Origin of the sequence: Clostridium saccharoperbutylacetonicum N1-4(HMT) (genome assembly GCF_000340885.1) — a bacterium.
Classification (GTDB): Bacteria; Bacillota; Clostridia; order Clostridiales; family Clostridiaceae; genus Clostridium; species Clostridium saccharoperbutylacetonicum.
In genome coordinates, this window is sequence record NC_020291.1 from 5,860,081 (window position 1) to 5,873,441 (window position 13,361).

The 13,361-nt window shown below is 31.0% G+C and carries 10 protein-coding genes, 1 riboswitch and 1 other annotated feature (1 of these 12 running past the window's edge); of the genes, 1 reads left to right on the forward strand and 9 read right to left on the reverse strand.

The window, feature by feature from the left end:
* Positions 1–276: 276 nt before the first annotated feature.
* The 8 genes from CSPA_RS25715 to CSPA_RS25750 form a co-directional block, all read right to left on the reverse strand.
* A complete protein-coding gene (locus CSPA_RS25715; RefSeq protein ID WP_015395339.1) occupies positions 277–2,274 on the reverse strand; it encodes a methyl-accepting chemotaxis protein in 1,998 nt (665 codons plus the stop codon).
* Between the two features lie 447 nt (positions 2,275–2,721).
* Positions 2,722–2,811: riboswitch (cyclic di-GMP riboswitch) on the reverse strand.
* A gap of 8 nt (positions 2,812–2,819) precedes the next feature.
* Positions 2,820–3,587 carry a type I 3-dehydroquinate dehydratase gene (aroD, locus tag CSPA_RS25720; protein WP_015395340.1) on the reverse strand — a complete coding sequence of 256 codons (768 nt, stop codon included), beginning with the start codon at positions 3,585–3,587 and terminating at the stop codon, positions 2,820–2,822.
* A gap of 168 nt (positions 3,588–3,755) precedes the next feature.
* Positions 3,756–4,625, reverse strand: a complete 870-nt coding sequence (locus tag CSPA_RS25725) for a shikimate dehydrogenase (RefSeq protein WP_015395341.1) — start codon at positions 4,623–4,625, stop codon at positions 3,756–3,758.
* A 181-nt stretch (positions 4,626–4,806) separates the two neighbouring features.
* Entirely contained in the window at positions 4,807–6,111 is a 1,305-nt protein-coding gene (locus tag CSPA_RS25730; protein WP_015395342.1) for an MFS transporter, read from the reverse strand.
* Between the two features lie 286 nt (positions 6,112–6,397).
* Positions 6,398–7,606: an MFS transporter gene (locus CSPA_RS25735; RefSeq protein ID WP_015395343.1), complete on the reverse strand. Its 1,209-nt coding sequence runs from the start codon at positions 7,604–7,606 to the stop codon at positions 6,398–6,400.
* Between the two features lie 223 nt (positions 7,607–7,829).
* Complete coding sequence (gene aroE, locus CSPA_RS25740) at positions 7,830–8,699, reverse strand: shikimate dehydrogenase (protein ID WP_015395344.1); 870 nt, start codon at positions 8,697–8,699, stop codon at positions 7,830–7,832.
* Between the two features lie 43 nt (positions 8,700–8,742).
* Positions 8,743–10,665, reverse strand: a complete 1,923-nt coding sequence (locus CSPA_RS25745; RefSeq protein ID WP_015395345.1) for an oxidoreductase — start codon at positions 10,663–10,665, stop codon at positions 8,743–8,745.
* An 88-nt stretch (positions 10,666–10,753) separates the two neighbouring features.
* Positions 10,754–11,635: a sugar phosphate isomerase/epimerase family protein gene (locus CSPA_RS25750; RefSeq protein ID WP_015395346.1), complete on the reverse strand. Its 882-nt coding sequence runs from the start codon at positions 11,633–11,635 to the stop codon at positions 10,754–10,756.
* Between the two features lie 284 nt (positions 11,636–11,919).
* On the opposite strand from CSPA_RS25750, the gene CSPA_RS25755 reads away from it, so the two are divergent.
* A complete protein-coding gene (locus CSPA_RS25755) occupies positions 11,920–12,801 on the forward strand; it encodes a LysR family transcriptional regulator (protein ID WP_015395347.1) in 882 nt (293 codons plus the stop codon).
* Between the two features lie 175 nt (positions 12,802–12,976).
* On the opposite strand, the gene CSPA_RS30365 is transcribed toward CSPA_RS25755, so the two are convergent.
* A complete protein-coding gene (locus CSPA_RS30365) occupies positions 12,977–13,150 on the reverse strand; it encodes a hypothetical protein (RefSeq protein ID WP_015395348.1) in 174 nt (57 codons plus the stop codon).
* A 193-nt stretch (positions 13,151–13,343) separates the two neighbouring features.
* Positions 13,344–13,361: a binding site (T-box leader), on the reverse strand (it continues 235 nt past the right edge of the window).

A 13,361-nucleotide genomic window follows, 5' to 3' on the forward strand; every position in this document is an offset into this window, starting at 1 on the left:
CCACCTTCAATATGACATTTCATTATTATTATAACTTATTTATACCCATAATAATGTAATCATTCAATCATTTTCTGTTTTTAAATTACTAAATTACATTGGTTTTCACATTAAAATACCTTTATAAATAACAATAACAAATATTTTGTTTACCAATTTATCCATGTTAAGCAGATAAAAAAGAGCTAAGAGAAATTTTAAATCCTCTTAACTCTTCTTATATAAATAAATTTATTCTATCTATAATTTTTCACAACCATTAGCTGATTAACAAATTTAAACTTTAAATTTATTTACTTCCACAAGCATTGCATTAGTCATGCTATTAAGCATTTGTGCTGCTGATGCAACCTCTTCCGTTGAAGCATTCATTTCTTCTGAAGACGCTGAAATTTCTTGAGAAGATGCTGAAACTTCAACTGAAATTGAAGATAAACCATCTATTTTATTTAAAATTGTGTTCTTATCTTTTTCTATATTTTCAGCTGATTTTTTAACAACATCAATTTTAGGAATTACTTCATCTACTGCTTCAATTATCTTTTTAAATGATATTACTGAATTTTCTATAACATCAACTTGATTCATCAATTCATTATCCATAGTAACAGAATCTTGGACAATAACGTCTGTATCTTTAGATATTCCACTTATTAACTTACTTATACTTTCAGATGACTCTTTTGATTGTTCTGCAAGTTGTCTGATTTCATCTGCAACTACTGCAAAGCCCTTACCAGATTCACCTGCTCTCGCTGCCTCAATTGCTGCATTTAATGCTAATAAATTTGTTTGATCAGCCACTTCGTTTATCAGATTAGTGATTTCATTTATTTTATTTACATTCCTACCAAGTTCAGTAATCTTACTATAAAATGTTTTGAATGAATTACTTACATTTGTTACTGATTGATTTAATCCATTCATTTCATTACTACTATCCCCCGCCATCACGCTTATCTCTCTAGAATTCGAATCTACAATCTGTATTTCTTTAACCATTCCAGACAACTTCTTGCTAAACTCACTAAGAATTTCTGTTATATATATTAATTCTTCTGATTGATTGCTCGTACCTGTAGCAATTTCAGATATTGCTCCTGTAACATTTTCTGATACATTTGCTATTTCTTCTGAGATAGAAGATAAATTTTCTGACTGTAAGTTAATGTTTGATGAATTATCCTTAACTTGCTTTATCATTATCCCTAACGATTCTTGCATCATTTTCATTGAAGCAGTCATTTCTCCAATTTCATCTTTTTGATTCAAATATTTAATTGGAACTTCCTCAATCAAGTTTCCCTCTGACAATACCTTCAAATGCTTTGAAGTTAATTTAACACCTTTAGATATATTATTTGAAATTAAGTATATAATGCAACCTCCAATTAATATAAATATTATTGAAGATATTGCAACTGAAATCTTCAAACCAGATAATTCTGATAACACTTCAGTTTCTGTTACTATAACACCTACAGACCATTCAGTTCCAGAAACTGGTGCATATCCTACATATTTATCTACTCCACCAAAACTATATTTACCTATTCCTGTCTCACCTGCACCCATTTTAACTTCAATATCTGCTATTGCTTGTAATTTCGGATCTTTTTTTGCTTCATCTATTGGATTATATAAATTGGTAACTTTATCTTTATCAGTACTTGCAATATTTACTCCATCTTTTCTAATCATAAATGCATAGCCAGTTTGTCCAATTTTAAGTTGATTGGTTAATTCACTTAAATAATTTCCATCTCTTGTTTCTATTAAAACACCTACAATTTTATCATTATATTTAACAGGAACTGCATACACAACTACAACTTGTTTATTAGCATCTTTACTTACTATCGGATCTGATACATTATCCTTACCTGCTAATGCATTTTTTAAGTATACTCTGTCTTTAACATTAACAATTGTTCCATCTGGTTTTTTAATGTCTCCATTTGCTTCTACAAATTCTAATCTAATACTTCCAATTCTTTTACCTTCATTTGAAAGAATTGGCATCTTACTTTCTGTTGCTATATTAGGATCACTTATTTCTGGTTTAGCTGCAATAGCCTCCAATGTTTTTAACTGCCCTTCAAGTCTTCCAGAAACATTACTTGCAGTTTGTTCTGCAATTTTAGGCAATGTCTTCCCTAAATTCGATTTTAATGCATTCGATGAATTGATAAATGAAATTATACCTAATCCTATGCATATAATTGCTAACATTAATCCCAAAAATACTATTAATTTTGTTTTAATACTTTTCATAAATTTCCCCCTATCACTATTTAAGTATAAAGTAGTTCTTATAGTCATTCTCTTTACTTAATTTTCGTTTTATATTCTTAAAAATTTATATGTATCATATATGTTTCTATATAAAATAAAAAAATCGCAGGCGACTGTGGAGCCGTAGATTTTTAATATTAAGTTCCGTATTGTGCTTCGCACTCTTTTTATAGGTGCGCATCTGCCTTTTCGAACGCATGTGAGAAAAATCTGCACCTTAGAAAAAGCAGCTATGCTGCATACGAGAACATTTTATGCAGGCGAATATGATTTATTTTTTTATTCTTTTAAAATATTAAACCTAGTTGATTAGTCTGTTTCAAAAGTTATCCGCAGATTCTCCAATAATATAATTTCCTAAAGAATAAAAAAGTGCCCATATAATTATAGGCACCAAAATAAAGCTTAAAATTTGTATAAATACATTTTGGCAACCTGACAATCATAGAAAATTAAATTTTCCTTAGACTCATAGCTTTGCGGCCCTACCTTTCAGTAAGTGTGCTATTAACATTATATTTTTATTATTTTATACTATTATGTAAAATATTAAGAACTGTACGTAAATCAGCAACTCCTATTTGACCAGGTGCTGAAGCTTTTTTGGCAGCTCCAAAAGTTAATGCTGAACCAAATACTTCGCCTGCTAAACGGCTTATAACCCCAGTACCTGCCATAGACATTGTAATAATTGGCCCCTCAGCATAATTTTCAACCATTTCATTTGTAGCTGAAAGTAAAACTAACACGTCGTTTTTATTTTGAGGCATTACTGCAATTTTAGGTAAATCAGCTCCTAATTCTTGCATTTTTCTCAAACGTAATACAATTTCTTCTTGAACTGGAGTCTTAAAGAAATCATGATTTGACATTACAACTTTAACTTCAGAATCATGTGCATAAGCAACTATATCTTTAACAATTTCATCTCCTGTAAAAAGTTCTACATCGATTAAGTCAACTAATCTAGTAGCTGCAATTTCTTTGTTCAATTTTGCATAATAATTTGTAGATACTTCTTTTTCTCCACCTTCCTTTTTGCTACGGAATGTGAATAATATTGGTGTATTTGAAAGTAGCTTTCTTAAACTAACAAGTAATTCTTTAACTCTTTCTATGTCTTCTACATTTTCATAATAATCAACACGCCATTCAACAACATCTAAACTGATATCCTTTAAAGCTTCAACTTCTTCAATAAGTTCTTCCTTTGTCCTTCCAACGATTGGAACGCAAATTTTAGGAGTTCCTTCACCAAGTACAACATTTCTAACTTTTACTGTTTTTTTCATAGCTATCCCCCTACTGTTTTAAAAAAATATATTATGAATATTATTGCTTTATTTTTAAATTATGTACAATATTATAATAATTATTAATCTCAGAAATAGCTTCTAATACAACAAACTTTAAAATTGTCATACTAGAAGCTGCATTATTTTTTTAACATACTTTCAATATTATTTGATATTTAAGAATTCTTTCATATGTTCAATAGGCATTTCTTTTCCTGTGAAAAGTTTAAATGCTTCTGCTCCTTGATATAACATCATACCATCACCATTAATCCATTTACAACCTACTTTATCAGCTGTTTCTAATAATTTAGTTACGTGTGGCATATAAACTGTATCTGCTACGAATAAATCAGGACGTAAGTATGTTTCATCTGGAATTACCATTTGACCTTCTAATGGCTTCATACCAACACCTGTAGCATTTACAAAAAGATAACTTGATTCAATTTCACTTCTTAAAGCATCAGTATCAGCTAAGTCAAATAATTTAACTTTACAGTTTGTTTTTTCAGTTAACTTTTTAACTGTTTCTTCTGCTCTTGCCCAGAATTTATCTTTAATATTAAAGATAGATATTTCAGCTACACCATCTAAAGCAGCTTGAACTTGAATTGCTGTTGCAGCACCACCAGCTCCTGCTATAGTCATTTTTTTACCAATCACATCAATACCACTATCTTTTAATGAAGTCATAAATCCAACTCCATCTGTTATATGTCCAGTTAAAACACCATCATCATTTACAACAGTGTTAACTGCACCTGCAAGCTCTGCTGCTGGAGAAATCTTATCTAAATATTTGTGAATAACAGTCTTATTAGGCATTGATACATTAGATCCACGAGCTTTTAATGCCTTTAATCCTTTTACTGCATCTTCTAGTTCATCGTTTCCAACTTCAAAAGCAAGGTATGCATAATCTAGTCCTAAATATGAAAAAGCCTCATTGTGCATTGTTGGTGATTTAGTATGCTTTATTGGCGTTGCAATTAACCCTATTAATGTAGTATATCCTGTAATACGTCTTTCCATTTATCATCTCTCCTTAATATTTAAATAATATATATTTATTAAAATTTTTATTTGTTAATTTTCCTACAATTATATGATATGTCTATTTCTAATAATATTCCAATTAATTCTTCTCTTATTATCAATAGAAATGTTCTATAGATAAATTACTAAAAATCTAGATTGCTAAACATAACCTTAATTAATCTGGAATCACAATACGTTTAGGTTTTCCGATAATAAATATGTATGAAAAAGCACCTAATCCACCCATTGCAGAAACAAAAACCAATGCAGATGCATACGATCCTGTTGCAGCAATTAGATAACCAACTATAGCAGGAGATAAAGCCCCTCCCATATTAGATACAAAATTAAAAACTGAACCACATAATCCTACTAATTGCTTAGGCATTATCTCAGATAATAAGGCCCAAGAAATAGTTGATGCCATACCTTGACCAAAGAAAGCTATGCACATAAATATGATAACAATTGTAATATCATTAGTATAATTAGCAGCCATAATAACAGCAGATAATAGCAAACCGATAATAACTGGAAGTTTACGTGATATTCCTATTCCATATTCTTTAGAAATCATCCAATCTGACCATCTTCCAGCAAACAAAACTCCAGCAATTGCTGCCATATATGGTAAAGCTCCATAAATCCCCATCTTTAACATAGTCATATGTTTTTCAGCAACAAGATAAGATGGAAACCATGTCATGAAAAAGAATAATATAGCAGTATTACAAAATCCACCTATATACATTCCCCATAACTGACGGCTTGTAAAAAGATACTTTACCTGTTTCCAATTAACTTTATTTTTTTCTGCAATAGTATCTGAAAGACCACCGCCTTCTTTAATAAGGTCAATCTCTGCTTGATTAACACCTTTTGATTTACCTGGATCATTGTAGCAAATCAACCAGAAAAATGTGAATATAATTCCAATTAAACCAGTAGCTACAAATATAGATTTCCATCCGAATGTTACTAAAAGCCATGTTAAAATAGGAGTACATAATGCGAGTCCTACATATTCAGCTCCTGTGTAAGCACCAATTGCTAAACCACGTTCCCTAGATGGAAACCATGCAGTAACAATACGGCTATTTGCTGGAAAAGCTGGCGCCTCAAATATTCCAAGTCCAAGACGGCAAGCAATCATACTAGCAAAGTTATAAGTAAGAGACATGGCTCCTGTAAATGCAGACCATCCAAAAAGTGCAATCCCATACACTACTCTTGGTCCTAACCGTTCAAGAAACCAACCACATGGAATTTGCATGCATGTATATGACCAACTCATAGCAGAAAATATTAATCCCATTTTTGCAGCGTCAAATCCCATATCGCTTGATATAAATGGAGCAGCTACTGAAATATTAGCTCTATCTAGATAATTAATAAAAGTTATTATACAAACCAAAAATAATACAAACCATCGTCTTTTTGTAGGTTTTTCTTTTACTCTACTTACATTTGTTTGACTCATCGTTGTCCCTCCAATTTTAATTATATTATAGCATTGTTATATAACTTATTTTATTACATTATTCAGCAATTTTACACAAATATTTTATATATACTCATATTTTCACATTAGGTACATCACAATGATTTACTTTAAACCTTTATGCAGAGATAGTATAAAATTTAACATTCAATATTACATAATAACCATCATATTTACTCCACATTTAAGTAGCTTATATAAATATGATGGTTTTGTATATTTAATTAAATATATTGTTTCAACAAGTTATAGACTTTTTTATAATTTAATTTATTCCTTCTTTTGCATATTGTCTATTTACATACAATGCAAGTACTATACCAACTACTGTAATTATTGCATTAAATAGAAGTACATATTTAGGTCCTTCTACACCACCTGATTTTGAAATGTAACTTGCAGCATTTAAGATAACATAGTTTGCTACACTAGACGCAATCATAACAATAGATGTAATTTTTCCTTTGTTTGTAGGGAACATAGAGTTTGCTGTCGATACAGCTAACTGAAGTACACCACCTGCTGCTGAATATCCAATTACAAATCCACCAATTAGACAAATTCCAGGTGTTTGCACAAAGTATATAATCATTAACATAATTGCAGAAATTGCTGGATAAAGAACAAGTACTCTAACTGGTTTAATAAATTTCTTTACAAGAACTGCTGTTACTAATACAGCAACCATTGATCCTAATGCATAATAAGTTTGAATTTGACTTGGATTAGCTAGACCATATAACTTACCTAATTCTTGATTACAGTTTAACCATAGTTGAAAAGTAGATGTACATGTAAATCCGATACAAATTACTGCTATACTTGTTGCTGTAAATTTCATCTTTTCTGATTTTACTGGTGTATCTTTCTTTGAATCTACATTTCCATTTCTAGGTGGAAATGGTGCAATAGCAATTAAAATACCGTCTATAGCTAATGCTATACCTGTTACAAAGAAAATTGTTGTATACGACATATTGCTTGCAGCAATAAAACCAATTACAAAAGGAAGTAAAAATTGACCTATTGATATTGAGAACTTTGTAAACATATTAGCAACATCACCAGAATTTACAAATATCTCTAAGCATGATGGAGTAACACATGTATCTAAGAATGAGTTAGCAGCACCACCTAATAGAGCAAAAGCATAAGCAACATACATATTTGGTGCGATTGCTATACCAATAAAGTAAGCTACATATAAAACTACACCAATTAATCCTGAAACTTTTCTTCCAAATCTATCAGAAATAGGTCCTGAAAAAGGAAGTGTGATTAAACGTCCAAGTCCTAATGCAGCTATAACTGCAAGTACCATACTTACATCAAAGGTACCATTTGATAACTTATCTGCTCCCCATGCACCTGCAAAATTTTGTTTATATTGTCCTAGTATTGAAACTCCAATACCATGTACGAAATATGTAAAGTATAAAGCTAATGCCGTTGGATAATATTTTTTCATATTCATTTTCTTTTCCCCTTTATTATTTATTTATAATATATAACTAATTAAAATTATTCCGTTCCTTATGTAAACCCTAAATATTACTTGTAGTTTATGTTAATTTTTTAACTTTTTTTTGTGAAACAAATCCTTGTATACCTCTTTTAATAGTTGGGCTGGATTCAAAAATCCAACCCATTAATAATCTTATAACCTATTATGAGGGATACTCATTTTTTATCAGTTATTATTTAAAAAACAATTCATCAACTTCTTTTGCTGGCATTTCAAGCCCAGTATATAATTTAAAAGCTTCTACACCTTGCCATAAAAGCATTCCTATACCTGTCACTATTTTGCAGCCAGCTGCTTCAGCTTCTTCTAAAAGCTTTGTTTTTCTTGGGTTATATATTACATCCGATACAACTAAATCTCTTCTAAAAACCCTTATATCTTTTATTGGAGATTCATTTTCGTTAGGATGCATTCCTACATGTGTAGCATTTACAAGAATATCACTATCTGCAATTTTCTCATTAAGTTTTTTCACATCTTCTAAATCATATAAATTTAAAACACATTCTGAAACTTCTTTTCTAATATTTTCAATAGTTTTCTCAGCTTTTTTATAAAAATCATCTTTTATATTGAAGGTATTAATTTCCTTGGCTCCATCTAAAGCACATTGAACTTGAATTGCTGTTGCAGCACCACCTGCACCTAAAATAGTAATTTTCTTATTCTTTATATCTACTCCATGCTCTTTCAAGTTACGCACGAATCCAACACCATCTGTAATATTTCCAGTTAATTTTCCTCCATCATTTACGATAGTATTAACTGCTCCAACTAGACGTGCTGCTGGAGATAATTCATCCATATATTTAGCAACTTCATTTTTACATGGCATTGTTACGTTTGCGCCTTTTATATTTAATGTTCTAAAAGCTGCAATAGTATCCTTCACTTTTTCTATTGAAATATCAAAAGCTACATACGCCGAATCTATTCCTAACTTTTGAAAACTATAATTATACATAGCTGGAGATCCTGAATGACCTATTGGTGTACCAATTAAACAATATAAAGCTGTTGTTCCTGAAATTCTCTTTTCCATAAATATCCCTCACAATTTAAATATCTTATTGTAAGATATTTTCTTATAACTTCATAGCAATTTCCATTGCTTCTGCTGTAGCATCTAAGGCTCTACGAGCTCTTGCTGCATCACCTATAACATAAGTTTCATTTACAATTTCTTTAACTTTTTCGCTTAATGGATCATAATTGCGTGCTCCCATAGCAAGTACTACTGAATCGAAGCCTTCAAGAGTATGTTCTGATCCATCTTCTAATGTATAAGCAACGCCACCTTCAAAGAATTTTGCAACTTTGGCATTAGTTACACTTTTAATATTATATTCTTCGAAGTCTTTCATTAAGAATTTGCGATGTTCAGAAATCACATCTGCTCCAACTTTATCACGAAGCTCAATAACTGTAACATCATGTCCTTGTTCTCCTAAGAAATCAGCTGTTTCACAACCAACCATTCCTCCACCTACTACAAGAACCTTTTCACCACAAGATTGTTTTCCATCAAGAAGATCTACTGCATGTATTAATCCTGATTCATTAATTCCTGGGATTGGAAGTACTAATGGCTTTGCACCAGTCGCAATAATTACTGCATCAGGTTTTTCTGCTTCTAAAATTTCAGTAGTTACTTCTGTATTCATACGAACTTTTACTCCATATTGTTCGCATTTAGCTACATAACTACGTACCATATTTGTAAGATCTCCTTTTCCTGGAGGATAAGCTGCTAAACGCATTTGTCCACCAAGAGTATCTGTTGCCTCAAATAATGTTACATCATGACCTCTTTCAGCTGCTGCCCATCCTGCAAGCATACCTCCAACTCCACCACCTACAACTATTACTTTCTTTTTAGTTTCAGCTGGCTTCATTTCACCTTCATAACCAAGGAATGGATTTACAAGACATTTAACTGGATTTCCTTGATACATATTGCAAACGCAACCCTGTAGACAAGCAATACAAGGATTTAATTGATCTAATTTACCTTCTTTAGCTTTATTAGGTGTGTGAGGATCAGCTAAACTTTGACGTCCAAATGCTACTAAATCAGCTCGTCCTTCACGAACTAATAATTCTGCATAATGTGGTTCAGTAAAACGTCCAACAATAATAACTGGAATATTAACTGCACGTTTAATTTCTGTAACCAGCTCCGCATTAAATCCTCCATGTAAAACTGTAGGTGCCCACATATATTCATCACGGATATGTACAGCACGTGAAACATGGAGACCGTCAACACCACACTCTTCTAAATAAGCAGCAATTGTCGCACTATCATGAACATCTAATCCACCATCAACTTCATCAGAACTGTTTATACGACAAAGAATTGCCATAGATTCTCCAACTTTTTTACGGATATTTTCAATTATTAAACGTGGTAAACGCAGTCTATTTTCAAAGCAACCACCAAATTCATCTACACGCTTGTTAGTTCTTGGTGAAAGAAAACTATTAACTAGATATCCATGTGCACAGTGAACTTCTACTGCATCAGCCCCTGCTTCCTTAGCACGTACTGCTGCATCCCCATAAAATTCTATAAGTTCATATATTTCTTCTCTAGAAATAGCAATCGGTGTATTTCTTCCTAAAGATGATGGTATTGCAGAAGCAGCTTTTAACGGATGTCCTGCAACCTTTGCATTTCCTTCTGGTCCAGCATGTTGAAGTTGGATAGATATTTTTGCACCTGCCTCATGACAAGCATCTATGACCTTCTTAAAGCTTTCTACAGTCCTATCTTCAAATAAACATGGTTTACGTGGTCCACCCTTAGCTTTCTTATCTACAACCGTAGCTTCAAAAGTAATTAATCCAAATCCTCCAACAGCACGTTCACGGTAATAAGCTAAAGATTTATCACTTAATGTTCCATCTGTATTTGCAAAATTGTTACCCATTGGTGGCACTACAAAACGATTTGGAACTGTCATTGGACCAATTTTAATTGGCGTAAACATTGACTTAAATTTCATAAAAACAAATCATCCTTTCATTGTTAATCTAATTCACAATTATTTATCTTTTGTTTCCTTTAAAATAAACAATTAAAATTGTATACTTTTATTTTTTAGGAGATACTTCTAGCCAAGCCTTATCCAATACTTTTATAGTATTGTCATATGTGTGTTTAGCTGCTTCTGCAACACCTTTTGCTAAAATAGCATCACTTATTACTTCAACACCTATACATGCTGGTTTTATACCTTTTTCCTTAATCATACGAACAAAACCTTCTGTTACATTTATTCCTGTACCTGGTGCAAGTCTGTCATGCATTGATTCATCTCTTAAGATAGATTTTGCATAAGGTCTTTCATAAACATCATTGATTTGAATAGATACAATCTTATCAGCTGGAATACCTTCTAATAATTTAATATCATTTTCTTGGTTTGCTCTTGCCCAATGCCATGTATCTAAGATAAGTTTAGCATTGTCACAACCAGAAGCTTCAACTACTGCCCATCCCTTTTTAACATCTGGAATACCACTGTACGGCATAGGTTCTACTCCAATTATATATTTGCCTGCTCTTTGGCATAATTCTTTCAATTTTTGTGCAGTGTGTTCTACACTATAATTTTCCATTAAACCAATATTTATATGTTGAACTCCAAATAACTCACACATATGGAAACATAATTGTTCTTTGTATTTTTGTTCATAAGAACGATTGTCTTCTGCCCAAAGTGTAATATATTCTACTTCTGTAACTTTCATATCATATTTCTTAAGAATATCAAGAATATCAGAATCAAATAACCCTTCGTTTAATGCATCTACATATGTTTCAGCACGAAGACCTATTCCTTCATATCCTGCTTCTTTAGCAGCCTTAACTCTTTCCTCAAATTTACATTGATCTCCTAATGTCCATGAGCTAACTGTAAGTGGCGGACATAGTCCTTCCTCATAAGTATTTTTTATAACTTCATTATTCATGGTATTTACTCCTTTCAATTTAAAAACATTGATATCAAAATAACATTGATATCGATTTCTGAATTTTGTCTAAAAACTATTTTCTATAAAACATTAATCATTCTACCGGTAGATTGAAAGTTGAGTCCCATTTATTAATCAATATTATTGGAATCTATATTAATATTATATTATAGGCATATTTAGAAAACAAATTGATAATATCCTAACAATCTATAGATTTTATATATAGGTCATGTTATAATTTCACCATAATACATACATTATGAAAGCGAGGTGCTAAATTGAATTTATATCATTTACGTTATTTTATAACTCTGGCACATTTAGAGCATTATACAAAAGCTGCCGAAAAATTAATGATTACTCAACCAAGCTTAAGTAGTGCTATTTCTTCATTAGAGAAGGAACTTGGAGTTTCACTTTTCGAAAAAGATGGCAGGAATGTGGTATTAACAAAGTGTGGAAAAATGTTCTTTGGTGCTGTACAAGAATCTTTAGAAATTCTCGACTCAAATGTAAACATTTTAAAATCAATTAGCAATGGCGAAGGTATAATTGATTTAGCTTTTCTTAGGACATTAGGAAGTGATTTTGTTCCAGATGTAACTTCAGCTTTTTTACAATCGTACCCTGAAAAAGAAATTAAATTTCACTTTCATACTGGAGTAACTGCTGATATCATTCAAGGGCTTAAAGATAGAAAATATGATATTGCATTTTGTTCTAAGATTAAAGAAGAACATACTATTGATTTTATTCCAATTGCCAAACAAGAATTGGTTTTAATAGTTCCCACCAATCATCCACTTGCAAATAAAAATACTATAGATCTAATTGAAACTATTCCATATCCTCAAATTATTTTTACAAAAAAAAGTGGACTTCGACCTATAATAGACGATTTATTCAATCAAATTGGTAAACAGCCAAAAGTTGCCTATGAAGTTGAAGAGGATCAAGTGATAGCAGGATTGGTTTCTAAGAATTTTGGAATTGCTGTTTGTCCTAATATGCCTATGCTAAATTCTATGAATTTGAAAGTTCTTCAAATTGCAAGTCCAAATTGGGAGAGATTTTTTTATTTGGCAGTTATAAAAGATAGGCAATTAACGCCAGTTGTCCAGAAATTTAAAGATTTTGTTGTTGAACACTCAAAAATATAATCATATATACTTAATTTTTATAAAAATCAAAACTATCCCTCTCCTAATTGGTACTACAATATTAACTATTTTGCAGAAGCCAAAATAATAATTAGGACTGGGATAGTTTTATTAAAATCTCAATAAATTTATATATCCTTATCTTCTTTTGCCTATCCTATATTGATTATGAATTTTAATCATTATCTTTACACCATATAGCCCAATATTCATGACACCCTTGTTCTGTTTCATGACATTTCATACAATCACTGATTGTGCTTTTTCCTGAACATTTGGCATACTTATTGACCTCTTTCTTTAAATCTTCTTCGTTTACTTTTTTACTTTTTACTATATTATTTTCCATTTTTATGTCCCCCTTATATTTATATTATTGCTTATTTTTTATCTTAAATTATAAATAATATATCTACTATCTTGTTAACTATAAAATTTTACTTTTCCCATAACCATTCATAACTCCTGCTTTAAATGAAATATTTGATCACTTAAATATCTATATAAATAATTTTTTCTATAAAAAAACGCCCTTTGAAATTTCAAAGGACGATCTAATA

Bases quoted from the DNA above. Each gene is read 5' to 3' on its own strand.
- CSPA_RS25725 (WP_015395341.1), bottom strand. From the start codon at position 4,625: ATGGAAAGACGTATTACAGGATATACTACATTAATAGGGTTAATTGCA.
- CSPA_RS30365 (WP_015395348.1), bottom strand. From the start codon at position 13,150: ATGGAAAATAATATAGTAAAAAGTAAAAAAGTAAACGAAGAAGATTTA.
- CSPA_RS25730 (WP_015395342.1), bottom strand. From the start codon at position 6,111: ATGAGTCAAACAAATGTAAGTAGAGTAAAAGAAAAACCTACAAAAAGA.
- aroD (WP_015395340.1), bottom strand. From the start codon at position 3,587: ATGAAAAAAACAGTAAAAGTTAGAAATGTTGTACTTGGTGAAGGAACT.
- CSPA_RS25750 (WP_015395346.1), bottom strand. From the start codon at position 11,635: ATGAATAATGAAGTTATAAAAAATACTTATGAGGAAGGACTATGTCCG.
- aroE (WP_015395344.1), bottom strand. From the start codon at position 8,699: ATGGAAAAGAGAATTTCAGGAACAACAGCTTTATATTGTTTAATTGGT.
- CSPA_RS25745 (WP_015395345.1), bottom strand. From the start codon at position 10,665: ATGAAATTTAAGTCAATGTTTACGCCAATTAAAATTGGTCCAATGACA.
- CSPA_RS25735 (WP_015395343.1), bottom strand. From the start codon at position 7,606: ATGAATATGAAAAAATATTATCCAACGGCATTAGCTTTATACTTTACA.
- CSPA_RS25715 (WP_015395339.1), bottom strand. From the start codon at position 2,274: ATGAAAAGTATTAAAACAAAATTAATAGTATTTTTGGGATTAATGTTA.